This is a genomic window from Embleya sp. NPDC025285 (assembly GCF_055558835.1).
Genome location: NZ_JBVHLU010000056.1, coordinates 46,788 through 71,719, shown reverse-complemented (window position 1 = coordinate 71,719; position 24,932 = coordinate 46,788). Strand labels below are relative to the sequence as shown.

Here is a 24,932-nt window from a genome sequence, read left to right as displayed (position 1 = left end):
GATGGCCCTGGCCGCCGAATTGCTCACCGAACCGGACGCCACGGTCGCCGCCGTGGCCCGCCGGGGGGGGGGGGGGGGGCCCGGGGGCTCCCCCCCCCCCCCCCCCCCCCCCCCCCCCCTCGCCCCCCCCCCCCCCCCCCCCCCCCCCCGGGAACGGTGCCGGGGGTACCGGGAGTGTCGGGAGTACCCGCGGACCGGTCCCGGTGGAGCGCCGTCATGCGGGCTCCGCGACGTTGCCGGCGCCGACGACGTCCGTGCCGGCCTCGGCGTCCGTCCGGTTCAGGTAGCGCTCGTCGATCTCCCGAGGGCCGAACGGCCAGGTGCGTTCCACCTTGGCCCACACCACGAACGCGGCGCAGCCCAGCGCCACCCAGGCCAGCGCCCACTCGATCGGATGCCGACCGGGCGAGTTCTTGTCGGCGTAGCAGAAGATCGCGATCCAGCCGACCAGCGAGACCAGAGCCGGCACCGGGTACAGCCACATCCGGTACGGGCGGTCCAGGCCGGGTTGCCGGCGACGCAGCACGATCAGCGCGGCGACCTGGGAGACCGCCTGGACGATCACCATCACCGCGGTGAGCAGCACGATGATCGTGTTGAAGTCGGTGTGATTGCCGATCAGGAAGCCGGCCGCGGTCACCACGCCCATGGTGAGCAGTCCCACCGTCGGGAAGCGGTGGCGCGGGTGCAGTCGGGCGAACTGTTTGAAGAACACCCGGTCGCGGGCCGCGTCGTAGGGCACCCGCGAGCCACCGAGCAGGCCGGCGAACACGGACGCGAACGCCGTGATCAGGATCAGTACGGTCACCGTCTGCGCGGCACCCTTGCCCCACGCCTTCTCCAGAACCAGCGAACCGATCGAGGAGGAGCCGGAGATGGTGTCGGTGTCGGTGACTCCGAGCACGCCGATCTGCATGATCAGGTAGATCGCCATGATGCCGAGGATGGAGTAGACGATCGAGCGCGGCAGCACCCGGCCGGGAGTCTTGATCTCGGCGCCGAGGTAGGCGGTGGTGTTGTAGCCGAGGTAGTCGTAGATGCCGATGTTGAGGCCGCCGACGAAGGCGAGCCAGAAGCCGGTGGTGCCCAGGTCGAACGCGCCGTCGGGGTAGGTGAAGGCCAGGTCGGCGTCGAAGTTCGTGTAGCACGCGATGATCACCGCGCCGACGCTGATCAGCATCACCACCCACATGACGCTGCTCAACAGGCCGATCGACTCGATCCTGCGCCACAGCAGCAGGACCACCAGGATCACCACGCCGACGCCGACGAGATCCCCCTCGGTCTGCGACATCGAGGGCCACAGGTATTGCAGGTACTGCACCATGCCCAGCACGCCGGTGGACATGATCAGTGGGATGAACAGGATCGCGGTCCACACGAACAGGAACGGCATCAGCCGGCCGGTGCGGTACTGGAACGCCTCGCGCAGGTAGATGTAGGTGCCGCCGGCGCCGGGCATCGCCGCGCCGAGTTCGGCCCAGATCAGGCCGTCGGCGAGGGCGAGCAGGGCGCCGGCGAGGAAGCCGAGGATGGCCTGCGGACCGCCGAAAGTGCCGACCATCAGCGGGATGGTGACGAAGGGTCCGATGCCGCACATCTGACTCATGTTGATCGCGGTCGCCTGGAACAGGCCGATCCGGCGGACGAATCCGCCCTCGGGCGTGGTCGCTCTTGGGCCGGCGCTCACCGTGAACCTCCAGAACAGGGGAGGCCCCCGGAGGGACACCGAGGGCTCGAACGGGCGTGCGGAGGAGGGAACTTCGTGGTGCGACCCGGCGCGTGGCGCCACCGGTTTGTAAAGTAAAATTCCTTAACTAATCCTCGTCAAGGGTGAGCCCGGATCCGGCCCACATCTTTGCCCTTCCATGGCCGTTACAGTGGCGCGATCACCTCGACACCACTGACGGAGAGCCGATGACCTCAGGTGGGATCCCACCGGAAAACGACCCACCCGCCGTGGCGCACTGGAACCGGGGCGTGCTGCGCAGCATCAACGAGCGCGTACTCCTCGACCGGGTACGCGCCGCCGCGCCCATCTCGCGCGCCCAACTCGCCCGCGACACGGGCCTGTCCAAGCCCACCGTGTCCACCGCGCTGGAGGCACTGGAGCGCGCGGGGCTGGTCCGCGCGGTGGGACTGGAGACCGGCGCGCGCGGTCGGGCCGCGCTGCTGTACGAGCCCGATCCGACCGCGGGCTATGTCGTGGGCATCGACGTCGGGCGGTCCTGGATCCGGGTCGCGGTCGCCGATCTGGACGGCCGGTTGCTGGCCCGGCAGGACCGGCACAACCGGGCCCGCACGTCGGCGACCATGCTGGCCACCGCCACCGACCTGGCCCGGACCGTGGTGGCCGACGCGGGCCTGGCACCGACCGCCGTGGTCCACACCGTGATCGGCTGTCCGGGCGTGTACGACCGTGCGGCCGACCGGATCCGCTACGCGGTCAATCTGCCCGGGTGGGGTCGCCCGGGACTGCGCGGGCGGATGGAGACCGCGCTGGGCACCACGGTGGACATCGTCAACGACGCCAACCTCGCCGCGCTGGGCGAGTACCACAGCGGGGCCGGCGTGGGCTGTCCGCTGTTCGTGTACGTCACCGTCGGGACCGGTCTGGGCATGGGCATCGTCGCCGACGGACGGCTGTTCCCCGGAGCCTCCGGCGCGGCCGGCGAGATCGGCTTCCTGCCGCTGTCACCGCGTCCCTCGGACCGGGTCGGGCACGGGGCGAGCGCGCCGGTGCCGCGTCGCGGGATGTTGGAGGACGCGGTGTCGGCCGACGCCGTGGTACGCGGCGCGCGGGCGCTGGGGATGACCGGACCGCTCACCGCGAAGGGCGTGTTCGACGCGGCCCGGCGCGGGGTGGAGCCGGCCGCGGGAGCGGTGCGGCACGAGGCGCAGCGGCTCGCGCACGTGGTGGCCGCGGTCACCGCGGTGCTCGATCCCGAACTCGTGGTGCTGGGCGGCGGGATCGGCGCCAACGCCGATCTGTTGCTGGCCCCGATGACCGCCGAACTGCACGAGTTGACGCCACTGCGGCCCAGGGTGACGGCGAGCGGCCTGGGCGAGGAGGCGGTGCTGCTGGGCGCGGTGGCCACGGCGGTCTCCACGGCCCGCGACCGGGTGTTCGCGCACCACACGATGGCGCAGGGCTGAGCGGGCCGCGAAGCTCGGGGCCCACCACGGCGTCCCGCGTGGGACCGAGCCGACTTCAGGCGCCTGCGTCGGTCCGGGCGGGTGTGGGTCGGCGTGCCACCTCGCCCAGCCGGCCGATCAGGGTGCGCAACACGCGTGTCTCGCCCGCGTCCACGCCGGTCTCGGCGAGGCGGGCGTGCAGCGCGGCCAGGACCGCGGCCCAGGTGCCGTCGGCACACCAACGCCGGTGTCGGGCGTACGCGGTACGCCACGGACCGAACCTGCCGGGCAGATCACGCCAACGGGTTCCGGTCCGGAAGCGGAACAGCACGCCGTCGACGACTTGGCGGTGCCCCCGCCACCGACCGCCCGGGCGGGTGCCGTCGGGCAGCAACGGGGCGAGCAACGCCCATTCCGCGTCCGCGAGTTCCCCCTGCTCGCCGACCACCGACAAGACGATCAGCCGGTCCGCGTCGGCCCCGGGGTGCGGCGCGTCGCCGAGCAGGTGGGCCCGCCCCCACGCGCCGAGCGGGCGCAGCGCCTCGTTCAGCGACGCCCCGAGCGGGGTGAGCGAGTACTCGACGCGCAACGGCAGTTCGTCGTATTCCTCGCGGTGCACGATGGCGTCCCGCTCCAGCTCGCGCAGATGCGACGCGAGTACCTTCTCGGTGATTCCGGGTACCAGCCTGCGCAGTTCGCCGAACCGGCAGGCGTGTTCGTCCAGGGCCCACAGGATCAGCACCTTCCACTTGCCGCCGACCACGTCCATCGCCGCGTCGGTGCCGCAGACGTACGCTCCCGGCCTGCGTGCGCTCGCCATGTCGCTCCCTTCGCCCGTGCGCCCGGGTCCGCCGGCGCACGCACCCCGAAGTGCGTACTTGTTCGACTCGGCGGCTGCGACCAGCCTATTCGGCATGGAATCCAACCTCTCCCCGACCGATCCGCGCGGCACCGACACCGCCGGCCCGACCCCACTCGCCCTGCTCGGCCTCGGTGCCATGGGCGGCGCGTTGGCGCGCAGTTGGCTGGAGGCCGGGCATCCGCTGACCGTGTGGAACCGCACCCCGAGTCGGGCCGAACCGATGGTCGCCGCCGGGGCGACGCTCGCCGCAACCGCCGCCGAGGCGGTCGCCGCGGCCGATCTGGTGGTGGTCTGCCTGCTCGATCACGCCTCGGTGCGCGCAACGCTGGCCGGCGTCGACCCGGCCGGCAAGGACCTGGTCGACCTCACCACCGGCACGCCCGCCGAGGCCCGCGCCGGCGCCGCGTGGGCCGCCGAGCGCGGGGCCCGGTTCCTGGCCGGCGGGGTGCTGGCGATCCCGCCGATGATCGGCGTACCCGGCGCCGGCGGCTCGGTCCTGTACAGCGGTTCGCGGGAACTGTTCGCGGCGCACCGCGACACGCTGGCGGTACCGGCCGCGACCGGGTACGTGGGCGCCGACCCCGGCTTCGCCGCGCTGCACGACGTGGCCCTGCTCAGCGCGATGACCTCGATGTTCGCCGGCATCTCGCACGCCTTCGCGCTGATCCGCGGCGAGGACATCGCGCCGGGTGCTTTCGCCGCGCTGCTCACCGACTGGCTCGTGGCGATGGCACCGGCCGCGCACCGCGCGGCGGCCCAACTGGAGAGCGGCGACTACCGCTCGGGGGTGGCCTCGACCCTGGCCATGCAGGTCGCGGTCGCGCCGACGCTGCTGCGCACCGCGGCCGAGCAGGGCGTCAGCACCGAACTGCTGCTCCCCTACCTGGCCCTGATGGAGCGCCGGCTGGCCGACGGGCACGGCGACGAGAGCACGACCGGGCTGATCGATCTGCTCACCGCCTGACCGATCCGGGCCGGGCGCCGCGCGGCCCGCCTGACCGCTCCGGGCCCGGCGCCGGGCGGCGCGGCGCGCGGGGGTCACCCGGCCTCGGGTCGGTCCGGGTCGGCGCCGGCCGAATATCGCCGCTCGGCGTCGATTTCGAGCACACCGCTCACGGTAGTTCGAGCTGCGGCGCGTGGTGCACGCTTGCTCCGTCCAGCGCGAGGTCCGCGCAGATCCGGCCGAACATCGGTGCGAACTTGAACGCCCAGCCCGCCGCCTGGACCACGACCCGTTCCCCGTTCGGCACCCGGGCGGGCAGCGGACCCAGGAAGAACTGCCGCTCCGGGTCGAGGGGGAGCGCGGCCAGGCACGTGCCGCGCCGTACGGGGTGCGGCGACAGGCCGGGCAGGTGGCTGCGCACCCAGTCGGCGGTGTTGCGGATCCTCCGGGCGTCCGGTACGGCCGTGGCGTGCTCGGCATCGGGCAACTCCCGTGCGGCGTCCGGGGCGACCCGGATCAGGTCGCTGCCGGTCCACGGGTTGTGACCGTAGCCGTGGCACGCACCGCCGTCGGTCAACGCCCCGAAGGCGTACCAGGTGGGGTAGTCGGTGTCGTGGGTGCGCCGGGTGAAGTAGGCCGAACTCTGTTCGAACACACGCAGGTCCAGCGCACAGCCCAGAGGGCCCAGCAGATCGTTGGTGAACGGCCCCGAGGTCACGATCGCGCTGTCGCAGCGGTAGTCGGTCCGCTCGGTGCGGATCGTGACACCGGTGCCGTCGGGTTCGATGGCGAGGGCCGGTTCGTACTCGTGGATCCGCACGCCGGCGCCCAGGGCGAGGTGGATGAGGGTGTCCAGGGTGCCCTTGACGTCGATCACCCCGCCGTCGGCCTGGTGCAACCCCTGGTAGTCGCCGGGTAGTTCGGCGAGACCGAACCGGGTGCCGAGCTCGGCCGCGGACATCGTCTCGAAGGGGACGTCCAGGCTGGTCAACACCTCGGCGCCGGCGTGCATTTCGTCGAGAGCGCCGGCCTCGTCGGACCGGCCCAGCCACAGGCTTCCGGTCGGGTGCACCAGGGGGCGCCCGGCGGCGGCCTCCAGCCTGCGCCACAGCGGCACGGTGTCCAGGACCAGTCGGCTCCAGTGCTCCTGGGCGTACTGGATGCGCCACTGTCTCTCCAGTCCGGCCGAGCCGCCCCGGTCGTTGGACATTCCGAACCGATCGAGCACCAGCGCCGATCGCCCTCGGGCGACGACCTCGACAGCGGACGCGAGACCGATCGCGCCGCCACCCACGACCACGACATCCGCGGTTTCCGACGGCCGAATCATCGACGACCTCCATTACCCAAAGTAATCGGATAGACACTTTAAGGGAGCGGTACCGGCGCAACAATCCCCGTCGCACCGCGAGTTCGCTCCCACACCGCCGCGGACGGACCGCGCGCACGACCGACATACCGGCGATTTCCGGCCGGCGCGAGCGCCGCGATCGAGGAACACCCGGTTGGTCTCCGGGCCCGGTCGGGCGGGTTCCGCTTGCTTCGAGGTCTGGACCAATATTCGATTTGGTATAGACCATTGACACCTTGTCGATGGCACTCCTAGCGTGGCCGACGCACGCCACGGGGGCGGACTTCGATCGGGTGACGTCAGGTCGTCCGACGCGCCGCCGTGCCGGGGCACGACGCCCGCGTCGGGCCCCGGAAACGGGATGACGGGACGGCCGTTCGGTCGGCGCCGCACGTCCCTGGGGCGATGCCGGCGAGGGGGTCGAGATGGACGACGAACGAACGCTTTCCCGGGCGCGGATCGAGCCGACCGGGCACCCGGAGCGGATCGCGTCGACCGCGTCCGCCCGCACATCCGGCCGGCCGCGCGCCGGGGTGTTGTCCTTCGGCCAGGAACGGCTGTGGTTCCTCGATCGGTTCGAGCCCGGCGACGCCGCCTACAACATCCCGTGGGTGCTGCGGCTCACCGGTCCGCTCCGGCCGGACGCGCTGCGCGCCGCGTTCGACGGCGTCGTCGCCCGACACGACGCGCTGCGCACCCGATTCCCCGACGATCAAGGCCGCCCGGTCGCGGTGATCGAACCCCCCGGCCCCGTGCCGATCGAGACCGTCGACCTGAGCGGCCCGGGCGCCGACCGGTCCCTGGACCGGGTACTCGCCGCGCGGGTCAACGCGGGCTTCGACCTCGCGCTCGCTCCACCGCTGCGGGTGACCCTGATCCGGCTCGGCGCGACCCGACACGTGCTGTGCGTGGTGCTGCACCACATCCTGGCCGACGGCTGGTCGCTCAACCTGCTCCGCCGCGAACTCGAACTGCGCTACAGCGCGCACCGCGACGGCGTGGACCCGGTGTTCGCGCCGCTGCCCTCCTACGCCGAGTACGCCGCCCGCCAGCGCGAAGCCGACCCGGACACCGACCGGGCGATCGACTACTGGCGCCGACAACTGGCCGACCTGCCCGCGCTCGAACTGCCGTCGGACCGACCGCGTACCGCCGACACCGGTTCCGCCGCCGACTTCCACACCCGCCGCGTCGCCGGCATCGGCCCGCTCCTGGACACCGTCGCCCGCACCCGACGGTGCACCCCGTTCATGATTTTGCTCGCCGGCTACCAGGCCCTGCTGCATCGCCACGGCGGGCAGCGCGACTTCGCCGTCGGCGCGCCGATCGCCGGACGCGGCGAGGTCGAACACGAGGAACCGATCGGCTACTTCTCCAACACCCTGGTCCTGCGCGCCGACCTGCGCGGCGAGCCGACCTTCGGCGAACTCCTGCGGCGCACCCGCAAGACGGCGCTCGGTGCCTACGGGCACGACCGCATCCCGTTCGAACAACTTCTCGCCGAACTGCGGGTGGACCGCGATCCGGCCGCCCCGGCGCCACTGTTCCAGACCCTGCTGACCGTGCACACCCAGGACCAGGACACCGGACCCGCGCACCGCTTCGCCGACCTGACCTCGGCGGAAGAGGACGGCGGGCATCGGGCCGCCAAGTTCGACCTCTCGCTGGACATCCGGCGCGACGGCGACGACTTGATCGCCGTGTTCGGCTACCGCACCGCGCTGTTCGACGCGTCGAGCGTGGCCGATCTTGCCGAGCGCCTGGAGATCCTGCTGCGCGGCGCGCTCGCCGACCCGGACACGCCCGTACACCTGCTGCCGCTGCTCACCGCACCGGACCGCGCGCGGCTGCGCGAACTGCGCCCGCACCCCGCCCCGGCGAGCGGCCCCGTCGAGCCCGTCGAGCCGGTGCCCGCCGCCATCGCCCGTGTACCCGGCGACCGGATCGCCCTGCGCACCCCCGACGGGACCGTCACCTACCGCGAACTCGACCGGCGCGTACGCACATTGGCCACCCGACTGCGCGCCGTCGGCGTGCGCCCCGGTGCGCTGGTGGGCGTGCTGTGCCCGCGCGGCCCGGACGCGATCGTGGCCCTGCTCGCCGCGTGGCACGCGGGCGCGGCGTACCTCCCCATGGACCCCCGATACCCGGCCGCCCGGTTGGAGTTCATGCTCGCCGACAGCGGAACCCGGGTCGTGATCACGGACGGCGCGCACGCCGACGGGCTGCCGGAGGACGTGAGGGTCGTACGCATGGACGCCACGGACGGCGAGGCGCTCGCCGACCGGGCCGAGCACGCGCTCGCACCCACGCACACCACGACGTCCTCCGACCCGGCCGAGCACGCGACCGTCGCACCCACGCACACCGCGAACACCGGGACGCCCGCCGAGCCGGTCGAGATCGCACCGGAGCACCCCGCGTACGTGATCTACACTTCCGGCTCCACCGGTACGCCCAAGGGCGTCCTGGTCCCGCACGGCGCGCTCGCCACCCGGGTCCGGTGGATGCGGCGCGGCTATCACATCCGCGCCGACGACCGGGTGTTGCACAGCGCGTCGCTCAGCTTCGACACGCACGCCGAGGAGCTCTACCCGTGCCTGGCCGCCGGCGCCACCCTGGTGCTGCCCGACCCGGACGCCACGCTGCCCGACGTGCTCGCCGAGGGCGGCGCGAACGACGTGACCGTGCTCGACCTGCCCACGCCCTACTGGCACGAACTCGTCGAGACCGGCGCCGACACCATCGCCTGGCCGGCCGCGCTGCGCCTGCTCATCCTCGGCGCCGACCAGGTCCGGCCCGGCGCCGTGGCGACCTGGCGCGCCCGGTTCGGCGATCGGGTGCGCCTGGTCAACTCCTACGGGCCCACCGAGACCACGATCATCGCGACCACCGCGGACCTGGGCCCCGCGGACACCGACCGCCGGCCGCCGATCGGCACCCCCATCGGCGACACGCACCTGGTCGTCGCCGACCCGCACGGCAACCCGGTCCCGCCGGGCGTGGCCGGCGAACTGCTGATCGGCGGCGCCGGCGTCGCGCACGGCTACCTGGGCCGCCCCGCCGCCACCGCAGCCTGCTTCGGGCCCGACCCCGACGGGCCGCCCGGCGCCCGCCGCTACCGCACCGGCGACCGGGTCCGGCTGCGCCCGGACGGGCAGTTGGAGTTCCTCGGCCGACTGGACGCGCAGGTCAAGGTGCGCGGCCACCGGGTCGAGCCGGGCGAGGTGGAGGCCGCCCTGCTCGCCCGCCCCGGCGTGGTCCAGGCCGCGGTCGTCGCCCGCGAGCAGGCCCTGGTGGGCTATGTCGTCACCACCGCCGGCCTGTCCGTACCCGAACTGCGGGCCGACCTGGCCGGCCGGCTCCCCGCGCATCTGGTCCCCGACGCGCTGGTCCGGCTGGACCGGCTGCCACTGACCCCCAACGGCAAGCTCGACCACCGCGCGCTGCCCGCCCCCGACCGCCGCGCCGACCAGGCGCACGGCTACCTCGCACCGCGCACCGCCGCCGAGGAACTGGTCGCCGAGATCTGGATCGAGGTGCTCGGGCTGGACAAGGCGGGCGCCCTCGACGACTTCTTCGATCTCGGCGGCCACTCCCTGCTGGCCACCCGCGTGGTCGCCCGGATCGCCGCCACCGCAGACCTCACCGTGCCGCTGCGCACGCTGTTCACCCACCGCACCCTCGCCGGGTTCGCCGCGGCCGTCGAAGACCTCCTGGTCGCCGACCTGGAGGCCCTGGACGACGACACCGCCGAGCGGCTGCTCACCGGCGAGAGGAACCGTCCGCAGCCATGAGCACGGAATCCCCGACACGCGCGACCACGCTCTCCGCGACCAAACGCGAACTCCTGGAGCGGCGGCTGCGCAGACGCGCCGACTCCGGTCCGGTCATCCCGCGCCGCCCGGAAGGCACCGTCCCCCCGCTGTCCTACGCCCAGGAACGCCTCTGGTTCATGGAGCAGTTCGCGCCCGGAACGGTGGCCTACACGATTCCGATCGCGCGCCGCCTGCGCGGTGCGTTGCAGACCGACGCGCTCGGCCGGGCGCTGACCGACCTGGCCGCCCGGCACGAGACGCTGCGTTCGCGCTACGTGGTGGACGAGGACGGGCAGCCGCACCTGGACATCGCCGAGCCCGCGCCGGTCCCGCTCACCCGCGTCGAGGCGGCCGACGAGGAGCAGGCGCTCCTGCTGGTCACCGCCGCCATCGCGGTGCCGTTCGACCTGGCCGAGGGCCCGCTGTTCCGGGCCCTGCTGATCCGATTGGCGCCGCGGGACCACGTACTGCTGCTGACCGTGCACCACAGCGTCAGCGACGGCTGGTCCAGCGAGATCATGATCCGCGACGTGCTCGCCGGCTACGCCGCGCACACCTCGGGCACCTCCGCACCGCTCGGCGAACCCGCGGTCTCCTACGGCGACTTCGCGATCTGGCAACGCGAGCGGCTGACCGGCGAGGCACTCGCGCGCGAGACCGCGTACTGGCGGACCGAACTGGCCGGCGTCGAACCGCTCGAACTGCCCACGCGCGGACCCAGACCGGCCCGACAGACCTTCGACGGTGCCGGATACGGATTCGAGGTCGATCGCGAACTGCTGGACCGGCTCGGCGCGCTGGCCCGCGAGCGCGGCGCGACGGTGTACATGGTGTTGCTCGCCGCCTTCCAACTCGTACTCGCCCGGCACAGCGGACAGCGCGCCTTCGCGGTCGGCTCCCCGGTCGCCGGTCGGCCGCACCCCGAGGTCGAGGACCTGGTCGGGATGTTCGTCAACGTGCTCGCGCTGCGCGCCCGCACCGACGGCGACCCGACCTTCGCCGAACTTCTGGACCGCACCCGGGAGACCTGCCTGGAGGCCTACGCACACCAGGAGTTGCCGTTCGCGCAGTTGGTCACCGAGCTGAACGTTGAGCGCGACGTGACCCGCTCACCGGTGTTCCAGGCGGTGCTGGCCGTACAGAACTACGCAACCGCGAACGCCGCCGAACCCGAACGCGCTTTCACCACCGAGCCGTTCGGCATTCAGGCCGGGGGCACCCGGTTCGACCTGGAACTGTTCCTGATGGAGTGGCCGGACGGGCTGCGCGGCGCGTTCAACTACAACACCGACCTGTTCGACGAGGCCGCCATCGCGCGCCTGGGCCGCCACCTGGGCCGGCTGCTCGCGGTGCTGGCCGACCGGCCGGACGTCCCGGTGTCCACCCTCGACGGCCTGGACCCGGACGAGCGCGAGTCGATGCTGACCCGGTGGAACGACACCACCGCGCCGGTGCCTGCCGACGCCACCCTGCCGAGCCTGATCGCCGCGCAGATCGCCCGCACCCCGCAGGCCGTCGCGGTCACACTGGACGGGCGCGCCTGGACCTATCGCGAACTCGACGCCGCCGCCGACCGGGTGGCGCACCGACTGCGGGCCGAGGGCGTGCGGGTCGGCGACCTGGTCGCGGTCAGCGCCGAGCGCTCCCCCGAGCTGGTGGCCGCCCTGCTCGGCGTGCTCCGGGTCGGCGCCGGGTACACCCCGCTGGACCCGGAATACCCGGCCGAGCGACTCGCGTTCATGCTCGCCGACTCGGGCGCCCGGGTACTGCTCACCCACCGACGCCTGCCGGTGCCCGCCGACTGCACCGCACGCGTGCTGCCCGTGGACGACCTCGCGGACTGGCCCGCCCCCGCGCCCGGCGAACTCGCCGACGTCGCGCCCGCGCCCGACGATGTCGCGTACCTGATCTACACCTCCGGCTCCACCGGCCGGCCCAAGGGCGTGCCGAACACCCATCGCGGCATCGTCAACCGCGTCACATGGATGCAGGACACCTACCGGCTCACCGCCGCCGACGCGGTGCTGGAGAAGACGCCGGCGAGCTTCGACGTGTCGGTGTGGGAGTTCTTCTGGCCGCTGACCACCGGCGCCCGCCTGGTCCTGGCCCGCCCCGGCGGCCACAAGGACGCCGCCTACCTGCGCGACGTGATCACCGAACAGGGCGTCACCCTGGCACATTTCGTGCCCGCGATGTTGAGCGTGTTCCTGGCCGAGGAGAACGTCGAACGCTGCGCGTCCCTGCGGCGTGTGGTGTGCAGCGGCGAGGAACTGCCGCCGGACGCCGTGCGGACGTTTCGCGAGCGGCTGCCGGACTGCGCGCTGGCCAACCTGTACGGGCCCACCGAGGCCGCCGTCGACGTCACCGCGTGGGAGTGCGCGGGGCCGATCACCACCGTGCCGATCGGGGCACCGATCCACAACACCCGGGTGTACGTGCTCGACGACGCGATGCGGCCCGCGCCACTGGGTACGCCCGGCGAGTTGTACCTGGGCGGGGTGCAGGTCGCGCTGGGCTACCACCGCCGCCCCGGGCTGACCGGCGAGCGGTTCGTGCCCGACCCCTTCGGCCCGCCCGGCGCCCGCCTGTATCGCACCGGCGACCTGGTCCGGTGGCGCCCGGACGGCACCCTCGGCTTCCTCGGCCGGCTCGACGGACAGGTCAAGTTGCGCGGGCTGCGGATCGAACTCGGCGAGATCGAGGTCGCGTTGCGGGCCCGGGACGGGATCGACGAGGCCGCGGTGGTGGTGCGCGAGGACACCCCCGGGGACAAGCGCATCACCGCTTACGTGGTCCCGGCCCACGATCCGGCCGAACCGGACGCCACCCGGTTCGAGACCGTCGAGACCGACGCCGGGTTCGACGCCGGGTTCGACGCCGAGGCCGCGCGGGACGCGCTCAAGCGCATCCTGCCCGACTACATGGTGCCCGCCGCGTTCGTCGCGCTGCCCGCGCTGCCGCTCACTCCCAGCGGCAAGCTGGACCGCAAGGCGCTGCCGGCGCCGGCGGCCCGCCGCTCCAAGGGCGCCGCCGACGCACCGCCCACCACACCGGCCGAGCTGCTGTTCGCCGGGATCTGGTGCGATGTGCTCGCGCTGCCCGAGGTCGGCGTCGACGACGACTTCTTCGACCTGGGCGGCCACTCGCTGCTCGCCACCCAGGTGGTCGCGCGCGCCCGCCGGCAACTCCCGGAGATCGGCGGCCGGGCGGTCAGCGTGATGGACGTCTTCACGCACAAGACGATCCGCGAGATCGCCGCACTGTCCACCCTCTCCGAGGCCGAACGCGGCCCGGCCCGGCTGCTGTACCGGCTTGGCAACCCCGTACCGAACGGGCACCGCACCCTGTCCGTGGTCTGCGTGCCATACGGCGGGGGCAGTGCCGTCGTGTACCAACCGCTCGCCGACGCGCTGCCGGAGACCCACGACCTGTGGTCGGTGGCGATCCCCGGACACGACGTCGGCGTCACCCAGGAGCGGCTCCCCTTCGACGAGCTCGCCACCGGGATCGTCGCCGAGATCCAGGAGCGGGTGGAGGGGCCGATCGCGCTGTACGGCCACTGCGGCGTCGGCAGCGCGCTGATCGTCGCGGTTGCTCGTCAACTGGAGGCGGCGGGACGCGAGTTGGACGCGGTGTACATCGGCGCACAGTTCCCCTTCGCGCGCCCGCGCAGCCGCGTGCTGAGCGCGCTGAGCAAGGTGGCCGCGCTCGAACCACTGCTCGGCGACCGGGTCTACGTCAACTGGCTGACCTCGATGGGCGCCGACATGGCGGACCTGGACGCCGACCAGATGAAGTTCATCATCGGCAACATGCGCCGGGACTCGGTGGCCGCCGAGGAGTACTTCACCGAGGCGCTGTCCGACGACCGGCCCCGACTGCGCGCCCCGATCGTGTCCGTGATGGGCGACCGCGACCCGGCCGCCGACTTCCACCAGGAACGCTTCCGCGAGTGGTGCGCCATCGCCGATCGGGTGGCGCTGGTGATGCTCGACGAGGCCGGCCACTTCTTCCTCAAGCACCGCGCGAACGACCTGGCCGAGGTGATCACCCGCGTGCATCCGGCGCTGATCGCCCAGGACACCGACGCGCTGCCCACCCGCGAGGCGGACGGGCCCTGGTGGTTCCACGGCGCCGCCGGACCACCCCGCGGGCCCGACCGGCCCAAGGACTCCGCCACGCGTGAACCCCAGCCCGGGATGGGCCGGTTCCTGCTGGTGGCGTTCAGCCAACTGGTGTCCATCACCGGCTCGGCGCTGACCGAGTTCGCGCTGCCGATCTGGATCTACCTGGAGACCGGCTCGATGGGCCGGTTCGCGCTGTACGCGGTCATCGGCATGCTGCCCGGAATCCTGATCGGACCCCTGGCCGGCGCCATCGTGGACCGGCTGGACCGACGCAAGGTGATGCTCGCCGGCGATGTGGCCGCCGGCGGCACCCAGGGCGCCCTGTTGCTGTTGCTGACCACGGGAAACCTGCACCCGTGGCACATCTACGTGTTGCTCGGCTCGTTGTCGATGGCACTCACCTTCCAGCGCCTGGCCTACGCCTCGGCGGTGCCGCAACTGGTGCCCAAGCAATACCTCGGCCACGCCAACGGCATCGTGCAAATGGCGGGCGGGGTCGCCCAGTTCGTGGTGCCGCTGGTCGCCGTGGGGCTGATGGCCGGGATCGGCCTGCGCGGCATCCTGATCCTGGACGTGGTCAGCTACGCGGTCGCGATCACCATCATCACGTGCGTTCGGTTCCCGCGCACGCTGCCCTGGCGTCGACGCGAGTCGCTCACCGCCGAGATCAAACACGGCTTCACCTACTCCTGGCGACACCGGGGCTTTCGGGCCATGTTGTTGTGGTTCGCCGTACTGAACCTGTTCCTGTCCCCGCTGTTCCTACTGACCACGCCGCTGGTGTTGTCCTTCGACTCGCTCGGCGGCGCCGCACGCGTGTCGATGGCGGCCGGCGCCGGGGTGATCGTCGGCGGCATCGCGATGGGCTTCTGGGGCGGCCCGCGCCGGCAACGACTGCGCGGCATGTTGTGGCTGGCGGCCGGGTTGGCCTGCGCGTCCGCGTTCACCGGGCTGCACGCGAGCCTGTGGGTGGTGGGGATCGGCGCGTTCGGGATGTCCTGCGCGCTGTCCCTGGTCAACGGCGTCTACACGACGATCGTCCAGGTCAAGGTGCCGCAACGCTTCCACGGCCGGGTGTTCGCGCTCAACACGCTCGTCGCGTGGTCCACCCTGCCGATCGGACACGGCATCATCGCCCCGCTGGGCGCCAGGCTGTTCGAGCCGTTGATGGCCGACGACGGACCGCTCGCCGGCTCCGTCGGCACCGTGATCGGGCATGGCGAGGGCCGCGGCATCGGTCTGGTGTACCTGGTGTTCGGCGCCGCGATGGTCGCGATGGTGGTGATCGGTCTGCGGCTGCCGGTGCTGGCCCGATTCGACCGGGACGTGCCGGACGCGCCGCCCGACGACGAGGTCGGCATCCAGGAACGCGAACGCCGGCTCCGGGCCAAGGCCGCCGAATCCGCGCCCGCTCTCGCGGAGGTGTCGAGATGAGCACCAGCACCCGCCCGCGCCCGGTCCCGGCCGCGCGCCGGGCCCCGGAGAGCCTGTCCGCGCTGCTCGCCCACCGCGCCGAGCTGGAAGCGGAGCGCCCGGCGATCCTCAGCGGCCGGGAGAAGTTGACCTTCGGCTCCTGGCACGAACGCGCCGACGCGGTCGCCGCCGGGCTGAGCACCCGCGGCGTCGCCGCAGGCGACCGGGTCGCGCTGCTGTACGGCAACGGCGACTGGATCGACTACGCCACCGCCTACCTGGGCGTACAGCGGGCCGGCGCGATCGCGGTACCGATGTCGGATCGCCTCGCGCCCGCCGAGGTGCGACACCTGCTGCGACACAGCGGGGCCTCCGCCGTGCTGCACCGCGCGCAACTGACCCCGCCCGACGCCGGCACCGGAGCCTGGACCGCGCCGGTCGAGGACATCGAGACCTACCCCGGCAGCGAACTCCCGGCGCCCGCGCCCGGCGACCTCGCGCAGATCCTGTACACCTCCGGCACCACCGGCACCCCCAAGGGCGTGGCCGCCACCCACGCCAACCTCGCGCACGGCTGCACGCTGGACGCGCGGCGCCGCCCGCTGGGCCACTCGGCGCACTTCCTGCACGCCTTCCCGGTCGGCACCAACGCCGGGCAGACCATGCTGATCAACGCGCTGGACGCCAAGGCGACCGCGATCGCCGCACCGCGCTTCACCCCCGGCCACTTCGCCCGACTGATCGAACGGCACGCGGTGGGCAGCGTGTTCGTGGTCCCGGCGATGGCGATCGAGTTGCTCGGTACGGACGCCGTGCGGCGCTACGACCTCTCCGGGGTCCGCCTGCTCGGCTCCACCGCCGCCGCACTGCCGCAGAGCGTCGCGCTGGGTCTGTCGCGACTGTTCCCGCAGGCCCAGATCGTGAACTACTACACCTCCACCGAGGCAGCGCCCGCGCAGACCACGATGCTCTTCGACCCCGAACACCCCGACTCGCCCGGGCGACCCGCGTCGCTGCGCGACCTGCGGGTGACCGACGACGCGGGCCGGGTATTGCCGGTCGGCGAGACCGGCGAGGTGTGGCTGCGCTCGCCGACCACACCGCGCTCCTACTACGGCGAGGACAACGATCCCGCGGTCTTCTCCGGGCGTTGGGTGCGCATGGGCGACCTCGGCTACCTGGACGCGGACGGTTTCCTGTACCTGGTCGATCGCGAGCGGGACGTGATCAAGTCCGGCGCGTACAAAGTGTCCACGTTGCAGGTCGAGGACGCCCTGCACGAACACCCGGGGGTGATCGACGCCGCCGCCTTCGGCGTCCCGCATCCCGTGCTCGGGACGACCGTCGCGGCCGCGGTGGTGCCCCGGGGCGATCTGACCGCCACCGAGCTGCGGGTGTTCCTGATGGAGCGCCTCGCCGCACACGAACTTCCCGGACTCGTGCTGTTCCGGGAATCCCTGCCGCGCAACGAGGGCGGCAAGATCCTCAAGCGTGAGCTGCGCCGGCTCCTGGACGACGAGGTCCGACCATGACTGTGACGAACGATCAGATACCTCCGACCACCGAGGGCGAAGGCGCGCGAACCACCGCACCGCTCGCCGCATCCCTGCCCTTCGTGCCGCTTTCCGCCGCTCAGTTGGGCGTGTGGGTCACCGAGCGCACGCTGCCCGCCGAGTCCGCCTACCACCTCTCGGTACTGCTGCGCTTCGACGGCCCGCTGGACGTGGCCGCACTGGAAACGGCGTGCGCGGCCACCGTCGCCCGGTACCCGGTCCTGGCGTCGGCGGTCGGCGAGGCCGACGGCACGCCCGGTCTGGTGCCTGCCACGCCCGCGCCGATGCGGCGCGCGCCCGCCGACGACGCCACGATCGACGCGCTGATCCGCGCCGAACTCGCCGCGCCCTTCGACCTGTACGTCGGACCGCTCGCGCGCTTCACGCTGTTCTCCCTCGCCCCCGACCGGCACACGCTGGTGGTGATCGCGCATCACGTGGTCTTCGACGGGACGTCCAAGGAAATCGTGGTGGCGGGCCTGGCCCGGGCCTATCGCGCGGCCCGGGACGGCACGGCCGCGGCCGGCACGGCGGTCGACGCACGCGCGCTCGCGGAAACGATCGAGGCCGCCGGCGCGGCGCCGACCGGACCCGAGACGGACTCCACCGCCGTGTGGGCCCGGCACCGCGAGGAGCCGGGCCGGGCCGTGCTGCCCGGCCTGCTGCCCACCACCCGCACGGGCTGCGAACCCGCGCCCGGCGTCACGGTGCCGTTCACCCTGGGGCCCCGATCGGTCGCCGCGCTGGAGGAGGCCGCGCTACGGCTCGGCGTCACCCACTTCGAACTGCTGCTCGCGGCCTGGCACGCGCTGCTGTTCCGCTACGGCAACCCACGCGTGCGCACCGCGGTGGAACTGTCCACCCGTGCCCCGGCCGACATCCGCCGGGTGGGTCTGTTCGTGAACGAACTCCCGGTCTCCTCACGACCGGGCGCCGAGCAGGAATTCGGCGCGTTCGCCCGCGAACTGCGCGCGGAACTGCGCGCCCTGTACGCCTTCCGGGACGTGCCCTACAGCCACACCGTGCGCGGGCTCGGCCCCAGGACCGCGTTGACCGAGCTGACCGTCAGCTACCGGCGGCGCACCCGCGCGATCGAACCGGTCTTCCCCGGCGTCGAGGTGCGGGTCGAGTGGATCGTGCTGCCGCCGACCGCGCGCAACACCGCGCATCTGCAACTGGTCGAGGGCCGCGATCGCATCGACGGCGCGCTGCACGTCCCCACCGACGCGTTCGCGCCGGGCGTGGCCGCGCGCATCCCCGGTCACTTCACCACCCTGCTCACCACCGCGCTGGCCGACCCCGAGTTGCCGATCGGCGACCTGCCGCTGCTGCCCGAGGGCGAACTGGTCCGCGTCCTGCACGCGGACAACGCCACCGACACGCCCTACCCGGCCCGGGACACCGTCGTCGACCTGTTCGCCGCACGGGCCTCGGCCGCCCCGGACACGGTCGCCGTGGTGTGCGCGGGACGGTTCCTGACCTACCGTCAGGTGGCCTCGGCCGCCTACGTGTTCGCCGACCGGCTGCGCGCTGCCGGGATCGGCGCGGGCGACCTTGTCGGCATCGAACTGCCGCGCACCGGCGAACAGGTCGCCGCCGTGCTCGGCGTGCTCGCCGCCGGCGCCGCCTACCTGCCGCTGGACCCCGGCTACCCCGCCGAACGGCTCGCCTTCATCCGCACCGACGCGCGCGTGGCGGCGCTCGTCACCGAGGACGGCGCGCGACCGGCCGGTACCCCCTCCGACGTCCCGACGCTGACCGGGCCCGACCTGTACGGCCCCGACCGGTTCGGCCCCGAACCCGGCAGCCCGGTCGAACCGCCGACCCGCCCCGAACCGGGCGACCCCGCCTACGTCATCTACACCTCCGGCTCCACCGGCCGGCCCAAGGGCGTCGAGGTCCCGCACCACGCCCTGGCCAACCTGCTGGCGACCATGCGCGACCGGCTCGGCGCCACCTCCGCGGACCGCTGGCTCGGACTGACCTCGCTGTCCTTCGACATCTCCACCGTCGAACTGCTGCTGCCGCTGATCACCGGCGCGCGCGTGGTGCTGGTGGCCGACGACCGACACCGCGACGGCCCCGCGCAACTGGCCCTGCTGGAGCGCTACGCGATCACCCACGTGCAGGCCACGCCCAGCGGCTGGCGGGTGCTGCTCGCGGCCGGGCTGCACCGCCCCGGGCTGACCGCGATCACCGGCGGCGAGGCGCTGCCCGCCCCGCTGGCCACCGAACTGCGGGGTGTGGTGGGCCGGTTGATCAACGTCTACGGCCCCACCGAGACCACGGTGTGGTCCACCTACGCCGAGTCGGCCGGTGACGCGCCGCCCGGAATCGGCCTCCCGTTGGCCAACACCCGCGCGTACGTGCTCGACGCCCGGCTGCATCCGGTCCCCGAGGGTCTGGCGGGCGAGCTGTTCCTGGGTGGCTACGGCGTCGCGCACGGCTACTTGGGCCGCCCCGGGCTGACCGCCGAGCGGTTCGTGGCCGACCCCTTCGGGCCGCCCGGCAGCCGGCTCTACCGCACCGGCGACCTGGTCCGCCACGCGCCCGGCGGCGGACTGGACTACGTCGGGCGCACGGACGCCCAGGTCAAATTGCGCGGGCACCGGATCGAACTGGGCGAGATCGAGACCCTGCTCGCCGCGCACCCGGACATCGCCCAAGCCGCGGTCCGGCTGCTGGACGCGGACGGCGAACACGCCCGCCTGGTCGGCTACGTGGTGCCCGAGCCCGGCCGTCCCCCGGTGGCGTCGGACCGGTTGCGCGCCCACCTCGCCCATACCCTGCCGCCCGCGATGGTGCCCAACACCTTCCTCGTGCTGGACGCCTTCCCGCTCACCCCGAACGGCAAGCTCGACCGCGCCCGGCTGCCCGAGCCGGTCCTGGCCCGGCCCGAGCCGATCGACCCCGCCGATCCCGCGGGCACCCCGGGCGCGCCCGCCGACGAGGTCACCGAAACCGTCCGGGCGATCTGGGCCGAGGTGCTGCGCCTGGACGACATCGGCGTGGACGAGGACCTGTTCGACCTCGGCGGCCACTCGCTGACCATCACCCGGATCGCCGCGCGCATCCGCAAGCGGCTCGGCGTCGAGGTCCCGCTCGACGTCTTCTTCGACACCCCGACCGTCACCGGCGTCACGGACGCCATCCGCGAACTCCAGGAGCAGCAGCGATGAGCACCGACACCGCAAGCACCGAGGGCCAGTACCGCGTGGTCGTCAACGACGAGGAGCAGCACTCGCTGTGGCCGCTGCGCACCGATCCGCCGGCCGGGTGGGTGCCCACCGGATTCGTCGGCACCCGTGAGGAGTGCTCGGCGCACATCGACCGGGTCTGGCCGGACATCCGCCCGCTGAGCCTGCGCCGGCGCCTGGCCGGGGACGCGGCGTGAGCGCGGGGGCGCTGCGCGAGCGGGTGGCCGCGCTGATCGCCGAGGTCAGCGGCGGCGAGGTCAGCGCGCGCGAAGTGCTGGACAACGAGGGCTCGTTGACCGCGGCGGGGGTCAGCTCGCTGACGTTCCTGCGGCTGATCGACGCGCTGGAGGGCGAGTTCGACGTGTTCTTCGACCTGGACGCGGACCTCGACTTCGTCGAGGACTTGGACACTCTGGTGGAGCGATTGGCCCGAAACGGCGCGGCGGTGGGTGATGGTTGACACCGGCGCGCCGAGATCCCGGGTCGCGGGCGGGGATCCGGTCGCGAGCGCCGATCGGGTGTCGGCGCCGTTCGCGGTCGCGGCCGACGGCCCGGTCGAGGCGCCGCTGACGTGGGGTCAGCGGGCGATCTGGCAGGCCATCCGGCGGACCGCACCCAGCGACCACTACTTCAACATGACCCGGGTACTCCCGATCGCCGATCGTGGTCGACCGGTGGACGTCGCCCGGGCGAGTGCCGCGCTGGGTCGGTTGATGGAGCGGCATGACGCGTTGCGGACCCGGCTGGTGGCCGCCGACGGCGAACCCCGGCAGGTGCGGCACCCGGTGGGCGCGCTGTCCGTGGAGGTGATCGAGGCGGCGCTGCTGGAGGACGCCGACACCGTCGCGGCGGCCGTGGCCGAGCGGCTGGGGGCGACCCGCTTCGACTACTTCGGCGCCTGGCCGATCCGGGTCGGTCTGATCGTGCACGACGGCCGAGTGCGCTATGTGGCGCTCGCGCTGTGCCATGTGGCGACCGACGGGCACGGCGTCGAGGTGCTGGTGCGCGACCTGCGGCTGCTGATCCGGCGCGGTTCGGCCGGCGGCCCGACCTCGGCCGGACCGCTGGACCTGGCCCACGAACAGTCCTCGACGATCGGCCTGCGCCGCGGCGAATCGGCGCTGGCGCACTGGGAGACGCACTACCGGCGGATCGCGCCGACGGTGTTCGCCGACGTGATCGCCGAACCCGCCGCGCCGCGCTTTCGCACCGTGCGCCTGGTGTCCGCGGCGCTGGCCAGGGCCACCGACGCGGTCGCGGTGCGCCATCGGATCAGCCCATCCGCCGTACTGCTCGCGGGCGCCGCCGTGTTGGCCGCGCGCGCGGGCGGGCGGGACACCGCGGTGATGTTGCCGATCGTGGCCAACCGGTTCCGCGCGGACAGCCGCGACCTGGTCGCCACCCTGTCCCAGGAGGGCCTGTTCGTCCTGGACCTGGACCCGGCCGCGCGCTTCACCGACCTGTTGCCCGCCGCGTGGCAGGCCTCGCTGCGCGCGTACCGCAGCGCCGGCTACGACCCGGACCGGTGGAACGAGCTGATGCATCGGATCGCGGCCGAACGCGGGACCCCGATCCGGCCGTTCTGCTGTTTCAACGACATGCGCCTGGTGGATCGGCCGCCCGCGGCCGGGCCCGCGCCCACCACCGCCGAACTGGACGCGGCGCGCACCCACAGCCGGGTCGAACCGGCCGGCGGCCACGAGTTCATCGCGTGCCGGTACTGCATGCACGTGGTCGCCGAGGGCGACGCGCTGGTGGTCAGCGTCACCGGGGACACGGCGTACCTGCCGGTGCACGCGCTGGAGGCGCATCTGGTGGCGCTGGAGGACCTGTTGGTCCGCGCGGCGGGTGGGCGGGAGCTGCCGATCGGCGCGTTGACCGGCTTCGCGGAGCGTGTGGCGGAGCCGGTCGCATGAGCATCCTGGCGTACGCCGGCGCGACGTCCGTGGTCGCGGGCGGCCGGCTGCGCTTCCACCTCGCCCGCACCGACGGGGGCGAGGTCCGCGGCGAGGTCACCGTCGTGGACGCGACCACCGAGCGGGTGCTCGCGCACGCCCGGGTCGACGGTGGAATGTGGGAGTTGGAGATCCCGGACGACTGGCCCAGCTCGCTCTATCGGGCCGTGTTCGACGACGGCACCCCGCTCGCCGGTGTCGAACCCCTGGACCACGAGGCCTGGTTCGTGGTGCGCGCGGCGCGGCCGGGGGCGGGCGCGCCGATCCTGGTGTCGGTGCCGTTCGCCACCTGGCAGGCGTACAACCGCTCCGGCGTGCCCGGGCAGGGCCTGTACTACGCCGAACAGCCGGACCGCGCCGCACGGGTCGGCTTCGACCGGCCCGGCGGCGGACCACCGCCGGAACGCTGGGAGGAGGGACTGCTGCGCTGGCTGCGCGCGACCGGCCGACCGGTCGAGTTCTGCTCCGGCCTGGACCTGCATGGCGGCGACGAATTGCTATCCCACTACCGGCTGTTGGTGATCAACGGGCACGACGAGTACTGGTCGCGGGAACAGCGGGACACCGTCGAGGACTTCGTCCGCGGCGGCGGCAACCTGGCGATCTTCGCCGGAAACACGGCGTGGTGGCAGATGCGCCTGGAGGACGACGGCCGCACCATGGTGTGCCATCGCGACGCGGTCGCCGACCCGATGTCGGCGATCGATCCCGAGCGGGTCACCGTCGAGTGGTCCAGCGCGCCGGTCAACCGGCCGGAGAACACCATGACCGGCCTCAGCTTCCGACGCGGCGCGGGCGCGTGGGGCGAGGGCATGAAGGTGATCCGGGAGGAGGCCTACATCGCCCGGTTCACCGACCACTGGGTCTTCGCGGGCACCGGGCTGGCCGACGGCGACAAGTTCGCCCAGGGCGCGCTGGGCTACGAGACGGACGCGGCCGAACTGGACTGGAGCCGCGGCGTCCCGCGGGCCACCGGGCGGGACGGCACTCCACCGACCTTCGTCGTGCTGGCCACCGCCGACCTGCGGCACTGGGCCCGCTACGGGCAGGGCGGCGACGCGGTGATGGGCACCTTCCGGCTGGGCGCGGGCACGGTGTTCAACGCCGGCACCATCAACTGGGGCAGTGCGCTGGCCGATCCGGTGGTGGACCGGGTCACCCGCAACGTGCTCGACCGACTGGCCGCCGACCGGCAACCGCAGTGGGAGGTGATCGGGCCCACCGGCGACATCCGCGCCCTCGCGGCCTGCGAGGACGTGCTGTTCGGGGTGGACACCGAAGGCGCGCTGGTCTGCCGCGAGGTCAGCGGGCAGAACCTGCCGTGGCGCGCGATCGGCATCGCCGGATCGGTGGTGGCGCTGGCCGCGGCGCGCGAGGCGTCCGGCCCGTTGCCGTTGGTGCTGTACGCGGTCACGGCCGACGGTCGGCTGTTGCGCCGCGCCCCGGTCACCCGGCCGGCGCCGTGGACCCCGGTCGCCCGCCTGCCCGCCGACACGATCGCGCTCGCGCTGTGCGACGGCGGCCTGTTCGCGGTATCCGCCGACGACACACTGCACCACGTGTCCGCCGCCGAGTTGCCCACCGACCCGGACGTCCGGGCCCCGTGGCGCGCGCTCGGCTCGGCGGGCGGCGCGATCGCGCTCACCGCGATGAACGGACGGCTGTACGCGGCCGATCGGAACGGCCGACTGGCCACCAGGCCGCCGGTGACCGGCGGCGCCGGGTTCGCCCCCTTGGCCGGGGAGCCGGCGGAACCGGGCACGGTCCGGGCGTTGACCGGTCATGCGGGGAGCTTGATCGCCACCGCGCCGGGAGCGCGGGTGCGACGTCGGGCCGCGGTACCGGTGCCGGCGGCTGCGCCCGGGCCCGCGCCCGGGTGAAGGAGGTGGGCGGTTCGTCGCCGGGTCGAACTACCCTCCGAGGTCCACCCAGTGGTTGTCGTGCCGCAGGAAGAACTGCGCGCGCTCCTTGTCGGTGAGGTGTTCCAGTTCCGGAATGCCCTCGAAGTAGGCCTCGCGCGGCGCACCGGGCGCGAACTGGAGCAGCATCGAGGCCGGCTCGCCGGACTCGTTGCGGAACGCGTGCAGGCCGCCGACCGGCACGTACAGGAAGTCTCCGGCCTTGGCGTCGCGCCACGCCTCGCCGTCGAACAGCCGGATCGTGCCGGACAGCACGAAGAACGACTCGGAGATGGTCCGGTGGAAGTGCGTGCCCGGGCCGCTGGGCACCGCGTGCATGTCCACCCGATACAGACCGAACTCGCCGTCCGTGGACTCGGTCGTGGCCAGGTAGTGGTAGCTCGCGCCGGCCGTGGTCAGTTCGGGCGGGTGCTCGGCCGGCCGGAAACGGGCGCTGACGTCGCCGCCCTCGTCGTGGTACCGGACTTCGGGATAGGTCGGGTAGGACATTGCCGGGACTCCTCATGGGATCGACATGTTCGAAACGAGGTTCGAGGTGTGCGGTGTGACGTGTGAGGCAGGACGTGCGGGTCGTGCATCGGATCCTGTGCCCGGGGCTCCGGGCGGGTGACTCGGGATCGCGACGGGAAGCTCGCGGGGATCCCCCACACCGATGAGTT

The 24,932-nt window shown here is 73.1% G+C and carries 13 protein-coding genes and 2 pseudogenes; 10 read left to right on the top strand and 5 right to left on the bottom strand.

All coding sequences use genetic code 11. The features are described from left to right. Positions 1–214: 214 nt before the first annotated feature. Complete coding sequence (locus ACZ4FV_RS31500; RefSeq protein ID WP_395859163.1) at positions 215–1,690, bottom strand: APC family permease; 1,476 nt, start codon at positions 1,688–1,690, stop codon at positions 215–217. Between the two features lie 227 nt (positions 1,691–1,917). Between ACZ4FV_RS31500 and ACZ4FV_RS31495 the strand changes: the two genes are divergently transcribed. Continuing rightward, positions 1,918–3,156, top strand: a complete 1,239-nt coding sequence (locus ACZ4FV_RS31495) for an ROK family transcriptional regulator (protein ID WP_395859162.1) — start codon at positions 1,918–1,920, stop codon at positions 3,154–3,156. A gap of 55 nt (positions 3,157–3,211) precedes the next feature. On the opposite strand, the pseudogene ACZ4FV_RS31490 reads toward ACZ4FV_RS31495, so the two are convergent. Together ACZ4FV_RS31490 and ACZ4FV_RS31485 are read right to left on the bottom strand one after the other, a co-directional pair. Further along, positions 3,212–3,550: pseudogene (locus tag ACZ4FV_RS31490) on the bottom strand (transposase); the annotation flags it as partial. A gap of 54 nt (positions 3,551–3,604) precedes the next feature. After that, positions 3,605–3,955: pseudogene (locus ACZ4FV_RS31485) on the bottom strand (winged helix-turn-helix transcriptional regulator); the annotation flags it as partial. Between the two features lie 94 nt (positions 3,956–4,049). Between ACZ4FV_RS31485 and ACZ4FV_RS31480 the strand changes: the two are divergent. After that, positions 4,050–4,961, top strand: coding sequence for an imine reductase family protein (locus ACZ4FV_RS31480; protein ID WP_402232455.1), 912 nt, complete (start codon positions 4,050–4,052; stop codon positions 4,959–4,961). 148 nt (positions 4,962–5,109) lie between these two features. On the opposite strand, the gene ACZ4FV_RS31475 is transcribed toward ACZ4FV_RS31480, so the two are convergent. Then, a complete protein-coding gene (locus ACZ4FV_RS31475) occupies positions 5,110–6,270 on the bottom strand; it encodes an FAD-dependent oxidoreductase (protein ID WP_402232454.1) in 1,161 nt (386 codons plus the stop codon). A 446-nt stretch (positions 6,271–6,716) separates the two neighbouring features. Here ACZ4FV_RS31475 and ACZ4FV_RS31470 point away from each other — a divergent pair, with 446 nt between their 5' ends. The 8 genes from ACZ4FV_RS31470 to ACZ4FV_RS31435 are packed head-to-tail and all read left to right on the top strand — an operon-like array spanning position 6,717 to position 24,234. Next, positions 6,717–10,088, top strand: a complete 3,372-nt coding sequence (locus tag ACZ4FV_RS31470; RefSeq protein WP_465323833.1) for an amino acid adenylation domain-containing protein — start codon at positions 6,717–6,719, stop codon at positions 10,086–10,088. Beyond that, positions 10,085–15,670, top strand: coding sequence for an amino acid adenylation domain-containing protein (locus ACZ4FV_RS31465; protein WP_465323832.1), 5,586 nt, complete (start codon positions 10,085–10,087; stop codon positions 15,668–15,670). The genes ACZ4FV_RS31470 and ACZ4FV_RS31465 overlap by 4 nt, the downstream gene beginning before the upstream one ends. Next, the gene (locus ACZ4FV_RS31460) at positions 15,667–17,181 is read left to right on the top strand and encodes a class I adenylate-forming enzyme family protein (protein WP_395859157.1); all 1,515 of its coding nucleotides are present in this window, start codon (positions 15,667–15,669) and stop codon (positions 17,179–17,181) included. The genes ACZ4FV_RS31465 and ACZ4FV_RS31460 overlap by 4 nt, the downstream gene beginning before the upstream one ends. Beyond that, positions 17,178–20,381, top strand: a complete 3,204-nt coding sequence (locus ACZ4FV_RS31455) for a non-ribosomal peptide synthetase (RefSeq protein WP_465323831.1) — start codon at positions 17,178–17,180, stop codon at positions 20,379–20,381. Before ACZ4FV_RS31460 ends, ACZ4FV_RS31455 begins: the two co-directional genes overlap by 4 nt. Next, positions 20,378–20,596, top strand: a complete 219-nt coding sequence (locus ACZ4FV_RS31450; RefSeq protein ID WP_402232446.1) for an MbtH family protein — start codon at positions 20,378–20,380, stop codon at positions 20,594–20,596. The genes ACZ4FV_RS31455 and ACZ4FV_RS31450 overlap by 4 nt, the downstream gene beginning before the upstream one ends. Continuing rightward, a complete protein-coding gene (locus ACZ4FV_RS31445; protein WP_395859154.1) occupies positions 20,593–20,859 on the top strand; it encodes a phosphopantetheine-binding protein in 267 nt (88 codons plus the stop codon). Before ACZ4FV_RS31450 ends, ACZ4FV_RS31445 begins: the two co-directional genes overlap by 4 nt. After that, entirely contained in the window at positions 20,852–22,315 is a 1,464-nt protein-coding gene (locus tag ACZ4FV_RS31440) for a condensation domain-containing protein (RefSeq protein WP_402232443.1), read from the top strand. Before ACZ4FV_RS31445 ends, ACZ4FV_RS31440 begins: the two co-directional genes overlap by 8 nt. Further along, complete coding sequence (locus ACZ4FV_RS31435; protein ID WP_465323830.1) at positions 22,312–24,234, top strand: N,N-dimethylformamidase beta subunit family domain-containing protein; 1,923 nt, start codon at positions 22,312–22,314, stop codon at positions 24,232–24,234. Before ACZ4FV_RS31440 ends, ACZ4FV_RS31435 begins: the two co-directional genes overlap by 4 nt. A gap of 30 nt (positions 24,235–24,264) precedes the next feature. Here the strand turns inward: ACZ4FV_RS31435 and ACZ4FV_RS31430 are convergent, their stop codons facing one another. Further along, positions 24,265–24,762, bottom strand: a complete 498-nt coding sequence (locus ACZ4FV_RS31430) for a cupin domain-containing protein (RefSeq protein ID WP_331771250.1) — start codon at positions 24,760–24,762, stop codon at positions 24,265–24,267. Positions 24,763–24,932: the final 170 nt, after the last annotated feature.